The 24,506-nt window shown below is 48.0% G+C and carries 17 protein-coding genes; 6 read left to right on the top strand and 11 right to left on the bottom strand.

Translation table 11 applies throughout. The features are described from left to right. Positions 1–21: 21 nt before the first annotated feature. Positions 22–192, bottom strand: coding sequence for a hypothetical protein (locus QUA74_RS09755; RefSeq protein ID WP_333327470.1), 171 nt, complete (start codon positions 190–192; stop codon positions 22–24). A 159-nt stretch (positions 193–351) separates the two neighbouring features. On the opposite strand from QUA74_RS09755, the gene QUA74_RS09750 reads away from it, so the two are divergent. From QUA74_RS09750 to QUA74_RS09735, 4 genes are all read left to right on the top strand, one after another. Beyond that, the gene (locus QUA74_RS09750) at positions 352–807 is read left to right on the top strand and encodes a helix-turn-helix domain-containing protein (protein ID WP_333044446.1); all 456 of its coding nucleotides are present in this window, start codon (positions 352–354) and stop codon (positions 805–807) included. 228 nt (positions 808–1,035) lie between these two features. After that, positions 1,036–2,337, top strand: coding sequence for a serine hydrolase (locus QUA74_RS09745; protein WP_333327467.1), 1,302 nt, complete (start codon positions 1,036–1,038; stop codon positions 2,335–2,337). Positions 2,338–2,362: 25 nt separating this feature from the next. Continuing rightward, positions 2,363–4,915 carry a bifunctional serine/threonine-protein kinase/ABC transporter substrate-binding protein gene (locus QUA74_RS09740; RefSeq protein WP_333327464.1) on the top strand — a complete coding sequence of 851 codons (2,553 nt, stop codon included), beginning with the start codon at positions 2,363–2,365 and terminating at the stop codon, positions 4,913–4,915. Between the two features lie 172 nt (positions 4,916–5,087). Then, positions 5,088–5,918 carry an alpha/beta hydrolase gene (locus QUA74_RS09735; protein WP_333327461.1) on the top strand — a complete coding sequence of 277 codons (831 nt, stop codon included), beginning with the start codon at positions 5,088–5,090 and terminating at the stop codon, positions 5,916–5,918. 104 nt (positions 5,919–6,022) lie between these two features. Here the strand turns inward: QUA74_RS09735 and QUA74_RS09730 are convergent, their stop codons facing one another. The 5 genes from QUA74_RS09730 to carA form a co-directional block, all read right to left on the bottom strand. Beyond that, the gene (locus QUA74_RS09730) at positions 6,023–6,301 is read right to left on the bottom strand and encodes a DUF1816 domain-containing protein (protein WP_333037226.1); all 279 of its coding nucleotides are present in this window, start codon (positions 6,299–6,301) and stop codon (positions 6,023–6,025) included. Positions 6,302–6,598: 297 nt separating this feature from the next. Continuing rightward, entirely contained in the window at positions 6,599–8,038 is a 1,440-nt protein-coding gene (gene rlmB, locus QUA74_RS09725; protein ID WP_333327458.1) for a 23S rRNA (guanosine(2251)-2'-O)-methyltransferase RlmB, read from the bottom strand. Positions 8,039–8,301: 263 nt separating this feature from the next. Further along, complete coding sequence (locus QUA74_RS09720; RefSeq protein WP_190662113.1) at positions 8,302–8,748, bottom strand: Mini-ribonuclease 3; 447 nt, start codon at positions 8,746–8,748, stop codon at positions 8,302–8,304. Between the two features lie 383 nt (positions 8,749–9,131). Further along, positions 9,132–9,488 (bottom strand): STAS domain-containing protein, encoded by a 357-nt coding sequence (locus QUA74_RS09715; protein ID WP_015176627.1) that lies wholly within the window; start codon positions 9,486–9,488, stop codon positions 9,132–9,134. A gap of 188 nt (positions 9,489–9,676) precedes the next feature. Continuing rightward, a complete protein-coding gene (carA, locus tag QUA74_RS09710; RefSeq protein ID WP_333327455.1) occupies positions 9,677–10,834 on the bottom strand; it encodes a glutamine-hydrolyzing carbamoyl-phosphate synthase small subunit in 1,158 nt (385 codons plus the stop codon). A gap of 410 nt (positions 10,835–11,244) precedes the next feature. On the opposite strand from carA, the gene QUA74_RS09705 reads away from it, so the two are divergent. After that, a complete protein-coding gene (locus QUA74_RS09705) occupies positions 11,245–11,784 on the top strand; it encodes a retropepsin-like aspartic protease (protein ID WP_333327452.1) in 540 nt (179 codons plus the stop codon). A 155-nt stretch (positions 11,785–11,939) separates the two neighbouring features. Here QUA74_RS09705 and trpD read toward each other — a convergent pair whose 3' ends face one another. Beyond that, positions 11,940–13,055, bottom strand: coding sequence for an anthranilate phosphoribosyltransferase (gene trpD / locus QUA74_RS09700; protein WP_333327449.1), 1,116 nt, complete (start codon positions 13,053–13,055; stop codon positions 11,940–11,942). An 872-nt stretch (positions 13,056–13,927) separates the two neighbouring features. Between trpD and QUA74_RS09695 the strand changes: the two genes are divergently transcribed. Continuing rightward, on the top strand, positions 13,928–16,921 hold the full coding sequence (locus tag QUA74_RS09695; protein ID WP_333327446.1) for a PAS domain S-box protein: 2,994 nt from the start codon (positions 13,928–13,930) through the stop codon (positions 16,919–16,921). A gap of 352 nt (positions 16,922–17,273) precedes the next feature. On the opposite strand, the gene QUA74_RS09690 is transcribed toward QUA74_RS09695, so the two are convergent. The 4 genes from QUA74_RS09690 to QUA74_RS09675 all read right to left on the bottom strand — a co-directional run bounded on the left by QUA74_RS09690 (position 17,274) and on the right by QUA74_RS09675 (position 24,484). Then, positions 17,274–17,957: a ribonuclease HII gene (locus QUA74_RS09690; RefSeq protein ID WP_333327443.1), complete on the bottom strand. Its 684-nt coding sequence runs from the start codon at positions 17,955–17,957 to the stop codon at positions 17,274–17,276. A 2-nt stretch (positions 17,958–17,959) separates the two neighbouring features. Then, a complete protein-coding gene (locus QUA74_RS09685) occupies positions 17,960–20,278 on the bottom strand; it encodes an Rne/Rng family ribonuclease (protein WP_333327441.1) in 2,319 nt (772 codons plus the stop codon). 402 nt (positions 20,279–20,680) lie between these two features. Then, complete coding sequence (locus QUA74_RS09680) at positions 20,681–20,809, bottom strand: hypothetical protein (RefSeq protein WP_333327438.1); 129 nt, start codon at positions 20,807–20,809, stop codon at positions 20,681–20,683. An 801-nt stretch (positions 20,810–21,610) separates the two neighbouring features. Continuing rightward, positions 21,611–24,484, bottom strand: a complete 2,874-nt coding sequence (locus tag QUA74_RS09675; protein ID WP_333327547.1) for a TIGR03960 family B12-binding radical SAM protein — start codon at positions 24,482–24,484, stop codon at positions 21,611–21,613. Between the last annotated feature and the right edge of the window lie 22 nt (positions 24,485–24,506).

Here is a 24,506-nt window from a genome sequence, read left to right as displayed (position 1 = left end):
AAAATGACTGAAAGTTATCAGTCATCCGAGTGAATTAATGCCGGCTGCGCGATCGAAGAAAATAGTGATCGACCTTTTCCCATCCGCGCCCATTGTGCCAGAGGTCAAAAAGCCTGTCAGAAATCTGGGGTTCACAAAAAAGCTCGAAACGCTCACCGCCACGCGGACGCCTCCTGTTGCGCGCACTTGCAAAAAACCAGCAGTCCTTCCTCAAGTGTGACTAGCTGCGTGCATCTGGGGTAAAAAAAGCTACTTATTTGCCCCAACGATCCCCAGGAAAATAATTTCATCCGGAATTATCCCCAAAACCAAAGATATATGGTAAGAAGTTCCCGATGCCCCGTTGGAGGAATGCCACCTAAAGCTCACTTAGAATCCCACCTGACGGCAGAGGAACTCAAAATTCGCTACCGGCAGGCACAAAACACCACAGAGTCGCGCCGCTGGCACTTGCTGCTGTTAGTTTCCAGAAATTGGACTATCAAACAAGCAGCCCAAGTCGTAGGCCTCAACTACGACTATGCCAAAGAAATTGTCCAGCGCTACAACCGAGAAGGGCCTAACTCTGTGAGAAATCGCAGCGGAGACCGCCAGCCCCCTCCTGCGAAATCCTTGCTGAATCCTGAAGAGCAAGAAGAACTGCGACAAGCGCTGCAAGGCCCGGCCCCCGACGGCGGAGACTGGACAGGCCCCAAAGTAGCTCGCTGGATTGCCGAAAAAATCGGTAGCGATCATGTCTGGCCCCAACGCGGCTGGGATTACCTCAAGCGGTTGGGTGCCGACTGGCGACGGCGGCGCAAAAAGTAGATAGTTCGCAATATTTAAAGGGGGTTGATTGCTTTGGTGCGATCGCTCCCTTTATTTTGGTTATTTTGCCACATTGGCGCGATCAAAACCATTTTAGATTTTAGATTTTAGATTTTAGATTTTAGATTTGTTCTTCAATCTAAAATCTCCCATCTACAATCTCAAACCGTTTGACTGATGTAACAATAGCTGCTTATATTGAATGTGGTGGTGTTGAGGATGTTAAATATGCGAAATATCAGGTGTTTTTTGTCGATCGCCAACAAGATGGCGGCAGTAGTAGCCGGCATCGGACTGGTTCAGATGTTAACCATCGCAAGTTCATTCTCTCAATCATCTAACCCGCGTTCCTTAGACGAACTCTACAAAATTCGCGATCGGCTGATCACCGAATTAGAACAACCCTCCTCTCCCTCGCCAGAACCAACCATCCTCTCCGGCTTAGTTCCCTTCGCAGCCAATCCTCAAGAACAACTGCTACAGCAGTTGCAAGCGGTGGAAGCTCAAATATTAGTAGAACAGAGGGCTAAGGACGACTTACAGCAAGCAGTCCGTTTAGCCAACCGAGCTGTAGAAACTAAACGGCAGCCAAATCAGTCGATCGCATCTTCGCAGCAAACTCAATTTTTATGGCATCAGGCCCTCAACAACTTGCAGGAAGTTCCTCAAAATTCATTTTTAGCTTCGCTCACTGCCTCAAAAACTCAAGAATACCGGGAAAATTTAACAGCAGCAACCTTTCAAGTGCAGCAAGCAAAATCTGATTTTTTGGGTGCGCTTGCCCGGGAAAGCGGTTTGTCGGCTCAAGCTTCGATCGGCATTTGCAACCTTTCTAGAGAATGCGTAAACCTCCGGGGCGATGTACCTCCTGTCAGTCCGGCCAGCTTAATTAAATTGCCGATTGCTGTCGCCCTGATGCAAAAAGTCGAAAAAGAAAAAATTAGTCTAAACCAGGAAGTATTCGTCAATCGCGGTAATTTCACCGAAGACGCATCGGCAAAGATTAGGTCCAATCGCACTTACCCGCTACAGCTACTGTTAGAAGAAATGATCTATCGCAGCAGCAATATCGCCACCAATCAACTGATAGATTATTTGGGTTCGGATTACATCAATCAATATTTAGATAATAGCGGCTACGAAGTCACCCGCGTCAACTTCAAATTAATGGGCGAAAGAATTATGCCCTCCAACCCCGGTTCGGGTCGCAACCGCCTGACTGCTAACGAACTCACCGAAATGATGGTGCAAATTTACAACGGCGAAACACCCGGTGCTAAACTATTAATAGAAACTCTCAACCGGCAGTACGATCATGCTTTGGGATTTGCCGCGTTACAAGGAACCAAAGCTCAGTGGTTGGGCGAAAAAACCGGCCAAAATTCCCGCGTACTAGGCACAACTTTAGCGATGAGCATTGACGACGAGGCCTATGTGATTACTGTGATTGACAGCCGCAGCGGCGAGCTACAAATGCGCCAGTCTATTTCTAAAATTGCCGATTACATTAGTAAGGATCCCAGCTTTTAAAAATGTGAAAAATTGTAAAAAATCTATGTGCCTGTATCCAGGGGATATTTTGCGTGCTCGCTATCAAATTATCGCTCTATTAGGGGAGGGAGGGTTTGCCAGAACCTATACGGCTAACGATCAAGACCAACCCAACAATTCTCCTTGTGTCGTCAAGGAAATTCGACACCCTCAATCTACAGTTCCGGAGGTTTTGCAGAGGGCAAACGCTCAATTTGAAATAGAAGCAGAAGCTTTGCACCGCCTTGGTCAGCAGCACCCGCGCATTCCAAACTTAATAGATAGCTTTGAGGAAAATGGAAAATTTTACTTAATCCTAGAATACATTTATGGACAGTCGCTGAGCGAGGAATTAACTACAGGTACGCGATGGACGGAAAAACAAGTAATTGTCTTGTTGCAGGAAATTCTCTCCGTTATAGAGTTCGTCCACGGACAGGGAATGGTTCACCGAGACATTCATCCTGGCAACTTAATCAAACGTTCGTGCGACGGTTCGATTGTGTTGATAGATTTTGGGGCAGTTAGAGAAATCAGCACCTTGGGTGTTACCCATTCAGGCGAGATCACAACAACGCAGGCAATTGGCATCCGCGGTTATATGCCAGCCGAACAACTGTTGATGCCCTGGAACCCTCAGCCCTACAACGATATCTACGCTATCGGGGCGATCGCAGTCCAAGCGCTCACACATGTACATCCTAACAATCTGCCGCGAGATCCCCAGAGTTGCGAACTTCTATGGCACTACTCGACACCCGATAGAGAGCTCCCGCAGATTAGCGACAGTTTGAGAGGAGTTTTAAACAGAATGGTACGCTTTCCATACTGCGATCGCTATCACTCCGCTGCTGATGTTTTGCAGGATTTGCGATCGGTAACAGCATTGCACTCACCGTCGCCCGTTCAACTGCCTTCAGTGGAATTGGGCTCCGACACCAATATTGGGAACAGCTATCTTGCCTGTGCCACAACAAATAATCAAACTGTGCCACAGCCATCTTGTCTGTCAGAAGAGCTCTGTTCCACAACCGATAATCAAACTGTTTCACAGGCTTTCGGCTTGTTCTCCCAAAAATTGAGAGTCCGGCTGTCCGCGATCGCCCTCGTTGCGGCCGGAGGAGTGATCGCGATTTATTACAGCCTTTTCTCATCAAAAACTCGCTTAGTCTTCGGAGATGGCTTAAGTGCGGGAGAAGAAATTCTCTTTACAAGTTCTAGTCCTCGGTTCAAACAAAAAGGAGTGGACGAATTTGCATATTCAAAGTCTCAGTCAGCTTTTAATTTATTCAAAGAATCGTGGAATAAAGAAGACGGCAAAGATCCAGAAACTTTAATTTACATGAATAATGCCTTTCTAGAGGCGAGAAATGTTTCTTCTTACACAATTGCTGTTGCCCTTCCCATTCGTCGGAGAAATCCAGACAGTTCTGCTATGCTTGCAGACCAGGCAAAAGAAGTTCTGCGAGGCGTAGCTCAAGCGCAAACTGAAGTGAATTTAGGCTTAGTCGATTTTAGCAGTAAGGACTTTCCAGGTCAAGGTTTTTTACAAGGTAAAGCCATTAACCGCAAAGGACTAAAAGTAGTTATTGCTGACGATGCCAATAGCAAGTCAGAGGCTGAAGAAAGAGCCAAATCACTGGTGAAGCAACCAGATATTTTAGCGGTTATCGGTCACAATAACAGCGACATGACGATGCACGCTGTAGATATTTACAATCGAAATAACCTGGTTTTAATGTCTCCCGGAACTTCCACGGAAGAACTGACAGAATATCCTAGAAAATATTTTTTTCGGACTCCCTATACGAGCAAGTTAATGGCTAAAAATTTAGCGGAGTACCTGAGCGAAAAAAGTCAAAAAAAAGCAGTAGTTTTATACAATCCGGCCAGTCCTTTCGGCGCGTATTTTAGGCAAGAATTTACCAAAGATTTTCAAGACAGCAGAAGAGGAACAATCGCCAAGATTCGCGATTTCGATTTATCTAAAAAAGACTTTAACGCTCAAAGAGCAATAAAGGAAATCGAGGCAAAGGGAGAAACTGCGATCGCGTTAGTTCCAGACGCTCAAGTTACGAACTCCCTAAACAACGCTGTTGAAATAATGAAACTTAACCGCGATCGCAATTGGATTGTCGGGGCCTGGACGCTGATGCGGCCGCAAACTTTAGAACTTGCATCGCAGCAACACCATTTTAAGAAATTAGTCTTTTCTGTCGGCTGGCATCCGTTAAACAGTCCTAATAAAAAATTTCCTCAATCCACTCGATCGCTGTGGGGAGGAGAGGTAAATACCCGTACAGCTTTAGCTTACGATGCAGCGCGCGCACTCATAAAAGCATTGGAGATGCAGCCAAAACCCAGTCGTGAAGGAATGCAAAAAACTATTTCCGAACCCAATTTTAGGGCTTATGGAGCAACAGGAACCATTCAGTTTGAATCCCCGAACAATGGCGATCGCAAAAATCCTCCCAGCGATTTAGTGCATATTGTAGAGTGTCCAAAAGAGCAGTTCGGCCTCGCTTTTGTTCCCGTCAAGTATCCGACAGCGGCAGCGGCTGGTTTAAAGTGCGATTGAACTCCTTTTTGATTGATTTAATTCTCGGTAGTGTTGCATAGTAAGGATAAGGAGTTATAATTAAATTTAAATCTAGTAATTCGGTGAAGAACATTTATTAAACTTTAATAATTTTTGATAAGTTTGAAAATTGGCCAATTTTATTTAATTCCCTCGATCGAGCAATCAGAAAATGCCGCATCAACAACTCAGTGTTTCCGTCAAAGGCAAAGGGTTTCCGATTCTCTGCTTGCACGGCCATCCAGGTTCCGGCGATTGTATGTCGGTATTCACAGAACACCTATCAAAACGCTTCCAAACGATCGCCCCAGACTTGCGCGGATACGGCAACAGCCGCACCTCAACTTTCTTTGAAATGACCGACCACCTCCTCGATTTAGAAGCACTTTTAGACCGATTGGCAGTCGATAAATGTTTGGTTATCGGATGGTCTTTGGGAGGGATTTTAGCCCTGGAATTAGCCATGAAATATCCCCAACGAGTCACCGGTTTGATTCTACTGGCATCCGCAGCCAAACCGCGAGGAAGCCACCCTCCCATCTCTTGGCAAGATAACCTTTACACCGGTTTAGCCGGAATTATCAATTGGGCGATACCCGGTTGGCAGTGGAATATTGATACTTTTGCTAGGCGATCGCTCTTTCGCTACTTGATACAGCAGCATAACGCCACCCCTTACCGCTACTTAGCGCAGGCAGGTACCCCCGCCTACCTCAAGACTTCCAACACGGCTACCAAGGCGTTAAATACCGCTCTGAGGGCTGGATACGATCGACTGATCCACCTGGGCGACATTAGATGTCCCTGCTTGGCGTTGGCCGGAGAGGCCGATCGGCACATCACCTCAGCTTCTAGTTTAGAAACCGCCCGCCACCTCCACGATTGTCAGTGGCAGTGCTATCCAAATACAGCCCACTTGTTCCCCTGGGAAATTCCCGATCGGGTACTCGCAGACATCGATTGTTGGATTGAGAATTTCCCTCAAGCAGTTGGTAATTGCTAGTGTTGAGTTTTGAGTTTGTCACAAGCAATTTATCACCCAACAGTGAAGAGTTTTGGATTTACCACCCAAAACTCAAAACTCGAAAATCAAAATTTCCTCTGCTTCTACTGACCGCTCAAAACCGGCCACAGCCCTCCATCACCAAGCTTTCCCAAATCTTCTGCAACAGTCAAAGTAATTGGTTTGCAGCGGTGAATCGAAACACTAACACCTTCTGCCCCTTCATTTTCTATGTCTTCTACATATCCTGCTTTTGCAGCTTCCGCCTCTCCATCGGTTAAGAACGGGCCAAAATAGTAAATGCACCGCGGCGCTGAAGTTTTAACTTCTACCCACCAAGCCAATCCGAAGAAGTTGAGCAAGCTAATCAAGAATTCTTTCATCTGCTTTTCTAATGTATTTGATGGTGTTTTCAGGGTGCTGCGAACACGCCTAGGCTTTTGTTATTTACACGTGGCTGACTGCTACCAAGAACCGATCCAAACCTATTTAAAGCTGATATCTAATATAGATTTGTGTCGAATTCCTGTTTGAACGTAGGGGCAATACCCCTTCTACTTTCGCCTGAACAAGTAACGACAGTCGATCGGCTATCCTTACTTGTTCAGGGTGTGGTGCCACTCCATTCTGGGTGGCATTCACAATAAACTACTCTGTTGTACTCTTTTTTTCAACCACCTTTACGATCCGTGTACATGAAACTTTTTGGGCCCACGCTGGCGGTAAATTTCGTATAAAGCCATCCCCGTTGCTACGGAGACATTCAGGCTAGGAGTATGGCCCCTTAAAGGAATTGAAACTAATCCGTCACATCCGCGCTGTATCAAAAGGCTCAAACCGTCAGCTTCACCGCCCACCACTAAAACAGTAGGCCCAGAGAACTTGACTGTCTCTACCGAGTCACCCACGCCTGCTGCAGTGCCATAAATCCAGAATCCAGCCTCTTTTAATTCTTCCAGCGCCCGGTTAAGATTGACAACCCTCGCCACTGGCAGGCTTTCCAATGCCCCTGCTGCCACTTTTCTCACTGCCGAGGTAATCCCAACAGCCCGCCGCTGCGGAATCACCATGCCCTGAGCTCCCAATGCTTCTGCGGTGCGAATAATCGCCCCTAGATTGTGCGGGTCGTTGAGTCCTTCTGCTACCACAATTACTGGATCTTCGCAAGCCGACTTAGCCTTTGCTATCAGTTCGCTCAAATCCAGGTATTCGTAGGCTGATACTTGAGCGGCTACGCCTTGGTGGTTTGCTTTGCGCGTGATGTAGTCGAGGCGCAAATCGTCAACTTCGTCAATGATGCTGCCGTTGGCTTTGGCTTCGGTTAGCAAGCTATGAAAGCGGGGATCGTAGCGCAGGTGCGGCACAACCCAGATCCGGTTGAGGACTTGGTTTGTTTCTAAAGCTGCTTGCACCGCATGGCGGCCGTAAATCATGTCGTCTGTGTCTGCGTCTGGTTGCACGACTGTATTTGAGGCAGTGTCAACAGGGCGAGTGTCTCTGTCTTTGTCTCTGTCTCTGAAATGGTTGCCCCGGAATTCCTGCGGGCTATTGTCTTTATCTCTGTCTTTGTAATAATTGCCCCTGGATTCCTGTGGGCTGCTGTCTCTGTTTCTGTCTCGGAAATTGTTGCGGGCCGGCTGCGGGCTGCTGTCTCTGTCTCTGTCTCGGAAATTGTTGCGGGCCGGCTGCGGGCTGCTGTCTCTGTCTCTGTCTCTGTCTCGGAAATTGTTGCGGACCGGCTGCGGGCTGCTATCTCTGTCTCTGTCTCGGAAATTGTTGCGGGCCGGCTGCGGGCTGCTATCTCTGTCTCTGTCTTGGTAATAATTGCCGCGGGATTCCTGCGGGCTGCTGTCTCTGTCTTTGAAATGATTATTTCTGCGAATTTCCGGTTGGCCGTCGGCATCAACTCTCCGTTTGAAAATTGCTCTCACGGGCATTTCTCGCGATTGCGGGGCGAAGGTCGATCGCTTTTGAGGCGCGTCTACTCCGCGAGTGTCGGGACGCGGCTTGCGTTCAAAGCGGGGAGAGGATGGTTGTGAGTCCTGACGGCGGCCTTCGCTTTTGAATGGCTTGCTGTCGGAATTCGAGCGCGAAAAGTTGGGTCTGGTAAATTTTCTCATTGGTTTCTTGTGGTCAAAACGTTTTGGCTGAAGGCTAATGGATTGTAGAATTTAGATGTGAGATTCTTGATTGAGGGAGCAATCTTTGGGCTTTGAGATTTTAGATAGTCTAGGGAGGGAGCAAGGATTTTGCTGTGTTCAAATTGCTAGTTAATAACTGATAAATCCTGTTTTGCCGATCAAGATTTTTGCGGTTTTATGTTAGCCGTGCCAGGATGGTTAATTAATTCCTCCCCATTCCCAACTCTTAACTGCTAAATCCTTTAAGTCTCAAGATCTAAAAGTGCCAGAAGTTCGGTCAATCTTTCGGGATCGGTGAGATACAAATATCCGACCAAGGTTTCTAAGCTGCTGGCTTGTTGGTATATCTCTGGATCTGCTCGCTTAGAACGGCCCGCTGCAGCATTGCGGCCGCGCTTGACAATTGCTAATTCTGTACTGTTCAAGTAAGGAGAGAGTGATCGCAAGTGACGCGCTTGAGTTTCGGCTCGTACTTGCCCCACCACCAATTCGTGATAAGCTTGCAATCTTTTGGGTGGGACTAAGTACGAACTCCGAACGTAGAGTTCGTACACTGCATCTCCCAAATATGCCCAGGCTGCGGGCGAAATTCTTTCTATTTCTGCTGGTGTAGCCCTCGCAGGATGCACTCTATTTAAACTGATATCAGTCAGACTCAGTTTGAGCCCGTCATCTGCGATCGGCGACATACTTTTTTAAATAAAACTTCCGCACAGCTTGGTTTTTCTAGTCACTTACTTATTGCGTCTTTCGCTACTTCAGTAATTATAGCTTTCCCAGGAGTGTTCGCTGTCAGATCACGAAGCGAGATATATAGGCAAAGCTTGGCGCGACGATCGCACTCCTAAAAAAGGCTTTTTACCAAATCGGGATGCTCTAATTTTTATACCATTTTTCCGCGTATTTGCCACACATATTTTACTGCCCCTCCACCGAAACTCTAAGCATCGGGGAAATAGCGGCTGGCGCGTGTCGCAGATTCTGGGAAAATTGGTATTGTTTTACCTGCACAAAAATAAAAATTTGCTATCCAGCATTGAGAACCGGATAGCTAATTTAATCCACTTTGGCGTCAAGCATCCTTGACGTTTTTTACCGCCTCATCAACCGAAGGCTGCAAAGACAAAAATTTCTCTAAGCGAACCAGTTTAACAGTCTGAGTTACGCGGGGATTTGAGACAATTTGCAATGTCCCTTCCAAGGTTTGGGCTTTTTTGACAAGTTGCACAAGTGCGCCCAAGCCTGAACTATCCACAAAGTCTATCTGAGACAAGTCCAAAATTACGTGTTTTGGGCCCTCGTCAATACATTTGCTTATTACCTTCCGAAAAGTGGCCTCAGAAAAAGCGTCCAGCAGGCCCGTCAGGCGAAATAACTGACAGTTATTCCTGACTTCGCGAGTGCCTCTGAGGCTAACGGTCAGGGTCAATGACTCAGAAATGACACCCTCCTAGCTAGATATGGCTTAAAGTCGAGGCTTCATTATAGGAGTTTTTTGGTCTTTTGTCTACAGTTTTTTAGTTATTAGTCATTAGTCATTAGTCCTTAGTCAGAAGCGATCGACACAAACAGCCTCTGAGGACTACTGACTAATGACTGCTGACTGCTGACTGCTGACTACTTACTGCTGGCTACTTTCTGATTGTCTCGCATTGACTGCACGAATCGATCGAATAAATAATCGGCGTCGTGCGGGCCCGGACTGGCTTCTGGGTGGTACTGCACTGAGAACAGTGGCAGAGTTTTATGCTTCAATCCGGCTACGGTGCGATCGTTCAAATTGAGATGAGTAATCTCTACTTCGGGGGCTAGGGAATCGGGGTCGATCGCAAAACCATGATTTTGGCTAGTAATTTCTATTTGCTCAGTTAAACCCGCTGGATGATTCAATCCCCGATGGCCGAACTTAAGTTTAAAAGTTTCTGCACCCAAGGAAAGTCCCAAAATTTGGTGTCCCATGCAGATGCCGAATACGGGTTTGTCCGACTTTAACAAAGCTTTCGCAGTCGCGATCCCTTCCGTTACCGCCGCCGGATCTCCAGGGCCGTTGGACAGAAAAATGCCGTCCGGGTTGTATTTGAGGATTTCCTCCGGCGACGTGTCAGCGGGGACAACGATGACCCGACACCCGTAACTCGCCAAACGCCGCAGGATGTTGCGCTTGATCCCAAAGTCTAGCGCTACCACCGTCCACATTTTGCCGTTAGCAGGTTTGACTGTGGGACTGAACTCCCAAACCGAGTCCGTGGCTTCAGACCACTCGTAAACCTCACGAGTGGTGACTTCCTGGACCAGATTCAGCCCGTCCATGCTGGGGGCATCTTGTACTTGCTCCAAAAGTTCCGCCTGGTCGAGAATCGTGGTCGAAATGCCACCGTTGATCGCTCCCACCGTGCGAATTTTGCGAGTGAGGGCGCGGGTGTCGATCCCGTAAATTCCGGGGATATCGTACTGTTTTAGGTAGTCTTGCAGAGATTGCGAGCAGCGCCAGTTGCTGGGGCGGCTGCAGACGTTGCGGGCGATCGCACCTCGAACTTGCGGGCGCGAGGATTCTTCGTCTTCGAGATTTACCCCGGTGTTGCCCAATTCTGGATAAGTAAAAGTTACAATTTGACCGCAATAGCTGGGATCGGTCAATACTTCTTGGTAGCCCGTCATTCCCGTATTAAATACTACCTCGCCAACGACGGTGGCGTCAGCGCCAAACGACCAGCCGCGGTAAGCAGTACCGTCAGCCAAGACTAGGAGAGCGGGTTGTGCAGTTGAAAGTGACATGGCATCCTTAATTACTTTCGTTTGGTTTAATTCTTACCACTGCCAGCGATTTGATGCTAGTCGGCAATATACAGATATTATTTTAATTTGTGCCAGGGTTCGGAAAAGCAAGGCACTTATGCCGGAAGCCCCATGCCGGAGGCACTTATGCCACAGGTAATCAAAAAGCAGCAACAAGTGCAAATTCTTCATCTCCCCCTGGGCCATAAATTTATCTGCCAGCAGCTTAGAAGGGCCCAAAGTCTAAATCTATACCAAAAGGCAGTTGTCGCTGTTACGATCGAGCTACAGCGTTTAACGAAACTATGGCTAGTAAATTTCCCTTGCCTTTACTCTCAAACTTATACAAGCCTCTACAGAACTCTCAAAAACTGTGCAAACCGTTACTGGTTGTAACAACAGTTATTTCTGTGAGCAGTTCAATTTTAGTAGGGACTGTTGCCAACTCCTCGCGAGCAGTGGCTCAAGAAAGTGAGGGATGCTTCATGCGGAGCTCGTCAGGCCGAACCCTTAACCTCAGCCAATCAGTCTGCGGTTTTCTCCCCGAAGCATTGAATCCCGCTACTTCGCCCTCCGCGAAGTCGGGAGTATTTCAGGCAAAAATCAAACGCCGAGAGGCTAATATCCCGGTCATAGAAGTCACATTTAACGGCAAACAAAAGTTCGAGATGATGGTAGATTCTGGAGCCAGCGGCACAGTAATTACACCAGCAATGGCTAAAGCCTTGGGCGTTGTTCTCCAGGGTTCGGTGCAAGCACAAACTCCCAACGGAGTGGCTACTTTTCCCCTCGGTCGTTTGACTTCTATGGAAGCAGGTGGTCTGGCAGTTAACAATGTAGTTGTCGCAGTCTCGCCGTCCCTAGATATCGGACTATTGGGTCACGATTTTTTTGGTAATAAAGACATAACGATTAAGCAAGATGTGATTGAATTTCGATCGCGCTCTTAAAAAAAACGAAGAAGTCCGAGGGAAGAAGTAAAGAAAAATTGAAAATTCAATAATTTTTCTTGTTGGTTAGTTAAAACAAAAAATTCCTTCTTCCTTCACCCTTCTTCCATCCGTTACATCCGTTACAAAATCCGTTGCCGAACTTCCCTCTTCCTTCATTTCAAAAACTCGATCAACTGCTGCAACTTCAACCAAGATTCACCGCTCAATAAAATCTCCTTCGCCATAGTAACTCCTGCTGCGTGGGAACCCATAGGAATTGCACCTCCCACCTGAAAAGCCAAAGAGGCATTCAAAGCTACAACATCCATTTGTGCGGGCGTACCTTTGCCTTGCAAAACGTTCCGCAAAATCTCGGCGTTTTCCTCAACATTTCCGCCTTTTAACGAGCCGATCGCACTTGGTGTCAATCCTACCTTTTGGGGGTCTAAAGTAGTGAGTTCCACTTTGCCATCCGACAAAACCGCCAAATCAGTCACATCTCCCAAACCCGCCTCGTCCAATTTTTCTCTACCGTGAACGACTACAGCTAACTCAGTCCCCAACTCGCCCAAAGCTTGAGCAATAGTTGATACCAGACTAGGATCGAACACCCCAATTACCTGCCCTGTAGGGCGCATAGGATTGACAAGGGGCCCTAAAAGGTTAAAAACAGTCCGCACCTTCAAAGTGCGCCGGAGCGACGCTACAGCCTTAAGTGCGGGATGCCACCCAGGCGCAAATAAAAAGGTGATGCCTACTGCGTCTACCGCAGCTTTTACCTTCGCGGCATCGGCGTTGAGGTTGACTCCGAGTGCTTCCAACACGTCAGCAGAACCCACTTTGCTTGATGCGGAGCGATTTCCGTGTTTCGCGACTCGAACTTTGCCGGCGGCGGCCACAAAAGCGACAGCAGTGGAAATGTTAAACGTGGAAGCGCCGTCGCCGCCGGTGCCACAAGTATCAATTAATTTGAGATTGGAGATTGGAGATTGGGAATTGAAAACGCTCTCCGACTCACCTGCAAGCGACTGAGAATCCAATACCTGAGCCATTCCTACCAATTCTTGGGCAGAGATGCCTTTGGCTTGGATGGCCGCTAAAATTGCTCCTGAGAGGACGGGGGGAATAGCTTCTGCCAGCCATCCCTGCATCAAGTCGGCTGCTTGGGCGCGTGAGAGAGATTGTCTGTCTAATAGTTGTTGCAGGAGGGCTGACCACACAGGAGAATCCGCCGTCTGGGTTGAAGGAGGGGATAACTCTGGCGTTGCTAGGAGAGGAGAATCTGTCATTTATTAGTTCGTTCTAGTCAAATTTAGCTTGATCGAGCTTTGCGGCCAAACCGAGAATCGATCGGGATTTTACCAGACTTGCCGACCAAATTTTGCACGCCCGGATCCAGATTTTTGCCCAAATGCCAGCACCGCTACAGAATTTTTCTGCCCGCAGCAGCAGAATATGAATTTTTTGATACAACAATTACCCTATTGTTGTGCCAACTTTACATAGAAACCCCAAATCGTACAACTGCCAGAAGTCTGCTGTATTATCTATCAGCAATAATACTTAACAGTAACTCAGAGCACCCAAAGACCGATAAAAGTTTCCGACAGGAGTTGTGGAAAGCAAAAATTTTAGACATTAGGAGAGTCGCAGATTCATCTGTGGAGTCAACTTTAATCTAAAATCTAAAATCTAAAATCGACTGACAGCAAGGAGAGCGAGCTTTTAGCTCTTGCAGGCGGGTTTGTTGCCTCGCGTAATAGTCGATCGTACTCTCACCCAAATCCTAAAAATAGGCTTTTGCGGTTGTAGAAGTCGCTGCCTTTTATTGTAACAACATCCTTGCTACTAACTTATTTCAGGGTATTCAACTGCTAATATATTCAGGGAGATTTCAAGGAGCAGGTTTTGCTCTAACACCTGCACCGCAGGCCGATCGATATGCCAATGCGATCGTAACAGCCAGTCAAGCCTCAAATAAATACCGGATAAACTAAACTTTCAGCAGCAACTACTAACCACTAACACCCCATTAGAACAGATGAATAAACACACTCGTATCCGGCTGCGACACCCCATCTTTCAGCCTAACTAACCGCTCAAATTTAACAGGCGGCAGACCAAAATATTCAACTCACACACAAGGGCAGGGTATTCACAAGTGGGAAATCAAAAATTAGGAAATAAAGCGATAGAATGCCTGAATGTCGCGGAGGCACTGCACCAAATGGAAGCAAAATATTATAGTATGTTTGAAAATGCTGTGTCGGGTATTTTTCAAACAACCCAATCCGGTCGCTACATCAGCGCTAACCCAGCTTTGGCTCGCATCTACGGATATAATTCCGCCGAAGAATTGATGGGCTGTCTGACTGATATCAGCGATCAGCTTTACGTCAATCCCGATCGGCGCGATCAGTTTGTTTATGCTTTGCAAGAACAGGGCGTGGTGTCGGATTTTGAGTCGCAGATTTATCGCCGAGACGGAACAATAATTTGGATCGCTGAAAATGCACGGGCTGTCTGCGATGAGGCGGGGAAATTGCTCTACTACGAAGGTTTTGTAGAAGATATCACCCAGCGTAAGCAAGCAGAATCGGGACTTCGAGAAAGCGAAGAACGCTTACGCTTAATAATTGAAGGCGTTAAGGATTACGCTATATTTATGTTAGATACGGATGGGTATGTAGCTAGCTGGAATTCTGGTGCAGAACGCATTTTTGGATACAGAGCTCATGAAATAGTCGGAAATAATTCAGAGTGTTTTTTCACGAAAGAAGATATTGAAATCGGCAAGCCCCAAGAAAAATTACTCCAGGCGGTGGCAGAAGGTAGATACGAAAATGAAGGCTGGCGGCTTCGCAAAGACGGATCGCGATTTTGGGCGAATATTATTGTTACTCCTTTGCGCGATGAAAGGGGAAAGTTGCAGGGATTTTCTCAAGTAATGCAGGACATTACCAAGCAAAAGCAAGCGGCAGAAGAAAAAATGCAGTTGATTGCTTCTTTGCAGGCCTCTGAAAAAAAGTTTCGCAGTTTGTACGAATCGACGACAGATGCGGTAATGCTGCTAGACGAAGAGGGGTGTTTGGATTGCAATCCGGCTACTTTAAAATTATTTGGATGCAGCACTGAATCGGAGTTTTGCGGCAAGCATCCTTCGGAATTCAGCCCGCCGTTGCAAGCGGACGGACAAGATTCTATGAGTCTTTCTCAAGAGCGAATTAATACGGCTCTGCGATTGGGAAATTGCCGTTTTGACTGGCGACACTGCCGTTTAGATGGTTCTGAGTTTCCGGCAGAAGTGCTGCTAACTTCTATGGATATTGGCGGCAAAATGGGGCTGCAAGGCGTGGTGCGCGATATCACTGAGCGGGTGCAGGCTGAGGAGGCCCTGAAGCAGGCTAACGAGGTATTGGAATGCCGGGTTAAAGAGCGGACAAGTCAGTTGGAAGAGGCCATTAAAAAGTTGAGATTGTCGGAAGAAAAGTTTTCTAAGGCTTTTCGCTCAAGTCCGGATCCGATGATTATTACTACTTTTGCTGAGGGTCGTTTTATTGAAGTTAATGATAGTTTTCTGTTGATGACGGGTTACGATTTAGAAGAAACGACCTGGAATACAGTACCGGGGTTAAATATTTGGGTAAGGCCTGAAGACCGAGTTAATTTTAGGCGAAGTTTGCACGAACAAGGTGTTGTTCGCAATCAAGAGTGCGAGTTTCGGATGAAGTCGGGATCGGTGGTGGTGTGTTTGCTGTCAGCGGAATTGATTAATTTGGACGGCGAACTCTGTATGCTGGCGGTGATGACGGATATTACCGATCGCAAACACGCCGAAGAAGCCCTACGGGAAAGCCAGCGGGCCTTGGCGACGCTGATGAGCAATTTGCCGGGGATGGCCTACCGTTTTCGCAACGATGCCGATCGCAGTATGGAGTTTGTCAGCGAAGGTTGCTATCAGTTAGCCGGCTATTCTCCTGAAGAATTTATCGGCACTCGGCAAATTTCTATATCGGAATTGACTCACCCGGACGATCGCGATAATTTATGGAATGCCGTGCAAGTTGCCTTGCAAGAAAATCGACCCTATCAGCTAAATTACCGAATTACTTCTAAAAATGGCGAATTAAAATGGGTTTGGGAGCAAGGTTTGGGAGTGTTTTCCGACTCTGGAGAATTGCTAGCTTTGGAAGGATTAATTACTGATATTTCTGAGCAGAAACGCAGTGAAGAAGCTTTGCGGCGATCGCAAACAGAGTTAACCCAACAAAAACTTCAGCTTGAAAATACTTTGCACGAGTTGCAGCAAACTCAAGCCTTATTAATTCATACTGAAAAAATGTCTACTCTCGGTCAAATGGTAGCCGGTGTTGCTCACGAAATTAACAATCCTGTTAGCAGCGTCTGCGGCAATCTCGTTCACGTCGGCCACTACACGGAAGATTTGCTGAATTTGCTCGATATGTACCAGCAGCACTGCCCGCAGCCGCCGGCAGCAATTCAAAATCAAATTAAGGATATCGAATTAGAGTTTCTGCTAGAAGATTTGCCGAAAGCGATGTCTTCGATGCAGGTAGGGGCCGATCGCATTCGGGAAATCGTGCGATCTCTCAGAAATTTCTCTCGCAAAGACGATTCTCAAATGAGCAAAGTTAACCTGCACGAAGGGATTGAAGGAACGTTGCTGATTCTGCAAAGTCGCCTGAAAGCCAGAGGCAACTATCCCGAAATTGCGGTAATTAAGGACTATGGAAATTTGCCTTTGGTTGAGTGTTATGCCGGGAAAGTCAATCAGGTATTTATGAATTTGATCGGAAATGCGATCGACGCGATCGAGGAATACAACGAAGGGCGTTCAGTTGCCGAAGTCAAAGCTAACCGCAGCAAGATTAAAATTAGGACAGAAGTCCAAAACTCCAATGCTGTAATTAGGATTTCTGACAACGGGCCAGGTATGCCAGAAGAAGTTTCCCAGCAGTTATTCGAGGCTTTTTTTACCACCAAACCCGCCGACAAAGGCACCGGTTTAGGCCTGTCCATTTCCTACAAAGTTGTCCAAGAACACGGTGGCAAACTGAGCTGCGTATCTGCACTCGGCCACGGAGCGGAGTTTATCATAGAATTGCCGATCGAACAACCGATCAAACAATCCTAAAGTGCGATCGGGGCGATCACATCGGAATCACGAGTCGCGGTTTCTAGTGAGGACTAAAGTCCTCATAAAACTCGCTCTGACTAAAGCGGTAAGGTGCCGTGGGTATGGAGCCATACATAGAGAAGTTTTGCTTATGTTCTGTATTGCTGAAACCCTGGCCTTTATCACAACTCAAATTACTGCCCGCACTGACCATTGGTAATGATTGAGAAAGCGACTAATAATACTGGCACTTACTGTTTAAAAATGGTTAACATTGACCTACCTGATGGTTTCTACGCCCTTTCTTTTACATTTTGGGAGAAAATGCAAGGGCTAGTTGAGAATGGTGCAAGATGTGAGATACAATTAACTATTTTTGACAAGGACTAAAAGATTGTCGGTGAAAGACAGATACACCGCAGCGTTCCAAAGCCAATTTATGTTTAGCCGTACCGTATCCCTTGTTATTTGTCAAGTCATATTCAGGATACTTAACAGCCAAACTTACTATTAATTCATCGCGCCAAACTTTCGCCACAATACTAGCAGCAGCAATCTGAATCGATCGCGCATCACCCTTAATCATCGTCTCTTGCTTGATCGCCAAATTAGGAATTCTTTGATTCCCGTCAACCAAACACAAATCCGGTGTCACCTTCAACTTCAAAATTGCCCGTTTCATCGCCAACAAAGAAGCCTGCAAAATATTGAGGCGATCGATCTCCCGCACCGAAGCCACACCAATTTGACAGTCAACCGCCACAGCCCGGATTTTCACAGCTAACCGACTCCGGGCTGTGGCACTCAACTGCTTGCTGTCACGCACCCCGCAACTTGCTAATTCATCGAGAACTTCGTCGGGCAAAATGCAGGCTGCAGCCACCACCGGCCCGAACAAAGCGCCTCGTCCAACTTCATCCACACCCGCAATTACCAGAGCGTTCGAGGGAGAGGGGGAAAGGGGAAGATGGAAAGATGGGAAGAGAGTAAAAATTTCTACTTCTTCCTTCTTCCTTCTTCTTTCTTCGCTCTTCTCTCTTCCCTCTTCTTTCATAACTATTCATCCAAAAGGGCAGATGAGCGGCGGCGCCGGCGGCGGTTGATAGCAGGCTCCTCGGGTTCGCTTGATTCGATCGGCTCATGGGATTCGATCGGCTCATTGAGTTCGATCGGCTCATGGGATTCGATCGGCTCATTGAGTTCGATCGGCTCATTGAGTTCGATCAGTTCATAGGATTCGTCCATCACATCGTTGGGTTCCTCAATCTGATCAAAATCATCAGTTTCGTCGATCAAACTCTCGGCATAAATTTGGGCCTCATCATCATCCTGATCATCATCATCCTCAGAAAATACAGGCTCAACTACCGACATTTCTGGATAATAATCTCGTTCCTCAACATTCTGTGCAGGCGTCGTCGCTTCAAACTCAAATTCGAGCTGCTCGAAAGGCGGCTTGTTCGGGGCCACTCCGGGGAGAGTCACCGAAACGATCGCATTCTTAGGATTTTTCACGCTGCGATCAGTAAGCACCAAAGGAGAAACCCCCATCAGAGCATAAACATCCTGCTCCTCCGCCGTCATTTCCACCGAAATCACCTCCGGAGGCTCCACCATCGGCTTCATCAACTCAGACTTAGCCGGACGCACCCGATCGAAATCCTCGCGCCTGCCAACAGTCGCCATATTCACCAGCCCGAAGCCCTCCGAAGCCGCCCGGATGCCGGGGGGTGCCAGATACTCAGAGCGCGTATCCGCTACAGGCGCGCTCGAAGTATTCGGCAGCCGCAACTTGCTGCGTACCGGTTCCTCCTCCACCGGGAGGGCAAAAGGCTCTTCGCCAATCCGGCGGCGGCGGCGCCGTCTGGTTCCGTTCCCCAAATCCTGATAGCTGGGATGGTTGAGCAAGTCCAAAGGCGAGGCATTGCTGCCCGTCTCAAAATCCAAACTTTCGCTCGGAGGTTCCCAAGCAGCCCGAGCCGGTTCGGGGGGGCGTTCTTCCCGCACCGGGGCAGGAGTTGCAGCCGCCACAGGCGTCAAGCTGCGGCGTTCCAATCCTTCGGGCAAATTCAACAAAACGCGGTTCGACGTAGCAACAGTGCGATCGCCCGATTCCCGCACCGCTGCGGCGAAGTCTTCTTCTCCGGGGAGTTGCACCAGATGACCCAGCCCGCTGCAAGTAGGGCAACTGTGGCCAAACAACTCGTAAATATTTTGACCTTGGCGCTTGCGAGTGAGTTCTACCAGTCCCAATTCCGACAGTTGAGCGATTTGCGGCCGAGCTTTGTCAGCTTTGAGAGCTTTATTGAAATGTTCCAGCACCTGCAACTGATCGCGGCGGGATTCCATGTCGATAAAGTCAACAATAATCACCCCGGCAATATTGCGTAACCGCAGTTGTCTAGCAATTTCCGTTGCTGCTTCGCAATTTGTCCAGAGTACCGTTTCCCGAGCCGTGGCCGATCGAGTAAACGAGCCAGAGTTGACATCGATCACCGTCAGCGCCTCAGTCGGCTCGATAATCACATAACCGCCCGAAGGCAAATCCACCCTCGGTCTGAGGGCTTCTCGAATCGCAGCGTTTACCCGGAAAAATTCTAAAATCGAGGCGCGCTCTCGGTGGTGGTCGATCAAAACTCCCGCAGGAAGTTTACCGCCGTTCCAGCTCATCAACTGCTGCTTCACCCGCTTAATTCCATTTTGCGAGTCCACCACAATCCGATTCACGTCACCGCTGAACATATCTCGCAGCACCCGCTGGATAAAATCGTCATCCCGGTTGAGTAGTGCCGGCGCCCGCGAAGTACCGCCTTCGAGTTGAACAGCTTCCCACTGTTTTTGGAGGACTTCCAAATCTTCCATGATCGCTTCTTCGGTCATCCCTTCAGCTTCAGTGCGTACCAGCAGCCCCATCCCGGCCGGTTTCACCAAAATAGCCAGGGCTCTGAGGCGGTTGCGCTCGGCTTCGGACTTGATCCGCCGCGAGAGATTGACTCCCCTGCCGTAGGGCATCAGTACCAAATAGCGGCCCGGCAGGGTAATGTTGCCTGTCAGCCGGGGGCCTTTGCTGCCCGTCGGTTCTTTCATTACCTGTACCACCACTTTCTGCTGGGGGGTCAGGAGTTCTGTAATTGCTCCTGCCGAGCGTTTAAGGCGCAGCGGGCCGAGGTCTGTGACGTGCATAAACCCGTTACGTTCTGGATCGCCAATATTGACGAAGGCCGCATCTATCCCAGGGAGTACATTTTCAACAATTCCCAAGTAAATGTCACTGACTTGGTGGCTGCCTGTGGCTACCACAAGTTCTTGGATTTGATCTTCTGAAAAGACGGCAGCAATGCGATGCTGCTCTGCTATAACTATCTGCTTTGTCATTCAATTTCCTCAAAAAACTGGCAGCAAGTTAGAGACACTTACGCACTCATAGTGCCTCTGACTTAGACTGTAATTAGTAGTAGCTTGAAGAGTTATTAGCTGTGAGTTGGTGCAGGGTGGAAGAAAAGTTAACTGTTGACCGTTCACTGTTAACTGTTGGCTGTTCACTGTTAACTGTTACAGATAAAGTAGTTAAACCCGCCCGTACAGAGTTATGAGTTATGCTCAGCAGATAAATCTGAGAGATAGAAATAAGGAGGCTTTTATCGAGTTAGCCGTATTGAGATTTGAGTTGAGAATTGCCAAATCAATACTCAAAATTCAAGACTTACAACTCTTCCTTTGAACGAGCGCGAATAAATTCATTGACACCGTACCAATTTCTTAACACACAACTTAACACTACGAACTGATAACTCCGCTTGCGTGGTGGTTGAGGGCTGGTTTTGAGCGAAAGTAGGTAGGAGTGAAAGCGCCTAGACTTTTGTTGAATTCTTGCGCGATCGCACTCAACACACCCCAGTTTGGCATTCGACTGCAACCTCCGCCCCTGCCAACCCTAAAACCTTGTCAGTCGATTTTAGATTTTAGATTTTAGATTTTAGATTTACTCCACAGATAAATCTTAGAGATTGAACTTTAATCTAAAATCTAAAATTTTGGTTCTCCACGAATTAAGTCGGGGGCTTATCTCCGTTTTTTGACGGGTCAGTCAATTTTAGATTTTAAATTTTAGATTTTAGATTTACTCCACAGATGAATCTGGGAGATTGAACTAAAGTCTAAAATCTAAAATTTTTGGTTCTCCACGAATTAAGTCGGGGGCTTATCTCCGTTTTTTGACGGGTCAGTCGATTTTAGATTTTAGGTTTTAGATTTTAGATTTACTCCATAGATGAATCTGGGAGCTGGAACTTTAATCTAAAATCTAAAATTTTTGGTTCTTCACGACTTAAGTCGGGGGCTTATCTCCATTTTTTGACCCGCCAAAAACATCTATTGTTGAATACCCGCTCTGCGGTTTGAACCGTGAGATTTTTGAATAAGCCGACCACCGACAACCAGTCGATCGATCGAAATTAATCGCTAAATTTGGTTCAGACCCCGCTCCTGCAGGTTTGGCGCTAGATTTAGCCCGTGAATGTACAACAAAAAGGCTTGAAGTCTTGAACAGAAGCAATTTGCACCCAGCCCGCGTTGCTGGTTGACGAGGGCGGCGAGCGACTAAAGCGCTCGAGCCACCGCGGCTTCCATAACAAGCGATTATAGCGTGAAACGACACATCCCGATCGAGAGCCGAAGGTGAAATATTCCACTCTTAGCTTCCCTATCTTAACCATAACCCAGGACTAGCTGACTACGCTCAACCTGCAGAAGCTGAATTTCCTGCTGGCTGACTTGTTCGAGCATGAACACAATATGTTCTGGCTTGAGCAAGTTACCGTCGCTGCGACAACTGCCCGTAAAGCGCAAGACGGCTCTACCTTCGGATGTAGCACTCCTAGCAGAGGTGCTGCTGTCGGGTTTCTGCTCTACAAGTTCTAGTTTGTGCAGTCGATCGCGCAAATTGACATCCTGAGTCTTTCCCGACTTAGTAGTATGCACCCGCCAAAAAGCCTCGGTTTCGACGATCGTCTTGACCCAAGCTTCCCAGTTGGCATCAGGAGCCAGGGAGACAGGAGCAGAATTTTCATGGTCTAATTCGCCATTTTCTGTCAACGAACCCCCTACAGCTACAGTAACCACGTACTCCGCTGCTTCTAACAACTGACTGGCAGAAGGAGCCTTGAGATCGATCGACTCAACCTTGTAAATCGGAATATTTTCCGGCAGCTTAGCCACCAACTTTTCCCGAAAACTCTCAATATCGATCGACTCAGTGAGCTCAAAGTCAGCAATTTCCCCAGTGCTGGTAACACCCAGAGGCAGAGCATTTGCCAGAGAAATCCGAGGGTTCGGGTGAAATCCTCCGGTAAACGAAATCGGCAAATCGGCGCGGCGGACTACTCGATCGAACAATCGGATCAAATCCAAATGACCAACCAAAGCCATATCGCCCACCTTCCCGAACCAAACCCGCAAACGCTGTTTCCGCTCCGTATTCGGCACGAACTCCCCAGCAAACTCTGGAATTGGCAGCGCATCCACAACCACATTGTGTCCGAAATCGGTGCCACACACCCCGCAGCGCGAACATCCTTCAAAGGAACAGTCGGGAACCGTCGCTGCTTCTAAAGCCTTTTGCAAGTCAATTTTCAGCCAGTTTTTGTCGATTCCCGTATCTAAGTGATCCCAAGGCAGGGCCTGATCGAGAGAGAGGGGGAGAGAGGGGGAGGGGGAGAGGGGGAGATCCGGAGAATTGGGAAAATCTTCCTTGATTTCTCTTCCTTCTTCCTTCTTCCTTCTTCCTTCTTCCTTCTCCCTTCTTCCGACGGACATCGGACTGACATCCGTTACATCCGTTACATCCGTTACAGAATCCGTTGCCGAACTTCCTTCTTCCTTCTTCCTTCTTCCTTCTTCCTTGTCAAAAAGATTCCACTCGCCGCTTTCGACTTGGCGGTATTTCCAGGTAAGGCCCGATTCATCGATCGCCTGAGTCCAAGCTTTGTAAGCCTGATCCAAGCTTTCCCACCACGCATCCATACCCGCGCCAAGTTCCCAAGCGCGGCGGACTACAGCAGCCAAACGTCGATCGCCCCGTCCGACAAAATCCTCCATTGCCGAAATCCGCACATCAGTGTAATTGACTTTGACGCCCCGCATTCCCCGAAACTCTTCCTTCAGGAGTTTTTGCTTGCGGGAAAACTCAGCAGTAGAAACCGAGTGCCACTGAAAAGGAGTGTGAGGCTTAGGCGTAAAATTAGAAATTGTCAAGTTAAAATTCAGTCCCCGCCTGCCATTGATCCTGCATTCCCGGTGCAGCCAGCGGACTGTTTCGGCGATGCCCAGAACATCAAAATCTGTTTCCCCAGGCAAACCGATCATAAAATACAGCTTGATTTTATCCCAGCCCCGATCAACTGCAGTTTTGACACCCCGAAGCAATTCTTCGTTTGTCAAACCTTTGTTAACGATGTCCCGCATCCGCTGAGTACCAGCTTCCGGCGCAAAAGTCAAACCACCTTGTCGCGTACCGCCGAGAATGTCGGCAATATTATCGTCAAATCTGTCAACCCGCTGACTGGGTAGAGACAGAGAAATATTTTTATCTTTCAGGCGATTTTTGATTTCCATCCCGACTGCGGGGAGTGCCAGATAATCGGAACAACTGAGGGAAAGCAGGGAAAACTCGCTGTGCCCGGTGGCTTGCATTCCCTGTTCCATCGCCTCTACGACTTGCTGTGGTTCGACATCGCGCGCGGGGCGAGTCAGCATTCCCGGCTGACAGAAGCGACAGCCGCGGGTGCATCCCCGGCGGATTTCTACTGTCAGTCTGTCGTGTACTGTCTGGACGTAGGGAACCAGGCCGATCGAATAAGCTGGTATCGGAGTTGCCACGCGGCGCAGAATTCGTTCTGGAACTTGCGGGCGGTTGGGATGAACAGAACCGTCGGCCGCCATATCGTAGAATTGCGGGACGTAGACACCGGGAATTTGCGCTAAATCCAGCAGCAATGCTTCTCGGCTCAAATTATTTGTTTTGCCTTCTGCCAAAATCAAGCCAATTTCTGGCAGCAATTCTTCTCCATCTCCCAAAGCGATGAAGTCAAAAAAGTCAGCGTAGGGTTCGGGATTGGAAGTTGCTGTTTGCCCGCCAGCAAAAATCAGTGGCATTTGACCGTTTTGGCGATTGGTCGCTCTTTCTTGCCAAGTTAGGGGAATGCCGGCTAAATCCAGCATTTCCAGAATGTTTGTGGCTCCGAGTTCGTAGCTGAGGCTGAAGCCCAGAATATCAAATTCTGTGAGCGATCGCCTTGATTCTACTGCAAACAGGGGAGTTTTGGTCGATCGCAGTTTTGCTGCTAAGTCGGGGGCGGGCAAATAAGCTCGATCGCACAACTGTCTCGGCCCTGCGTTCAAAATGTTGTAAAGAATGATGTGTCCCAGATTGGAAGCACCAACTTCATACACTTCTGGGTAAGTGAGCACCCAGCGCACAGAAGCCGCGTCCCAAGGCTTGTGTGCAGCCCCCAATTCGTTTCCCAGATAACGAGCAGGCTGATTAATGTCTGCTGTAAGTAATTCTTCGACTTTTACTGCCACGGCTCGACTCGCTCTCATATTT

Source organism: Microcoleus sp. LAD1_D3 (assembly GCF_036702135.1).
GTDB lineage: Bacteria > Cyanobacteriota > Cyanobacteriia > Cyanobacteriales > Microcoleaceae > Microcoleus.
The sequence above is the reverse complement of the archived record's forward strand: the minus strand, read 5'-3'. Positions and strand labels throughout refer to the sequence as shown.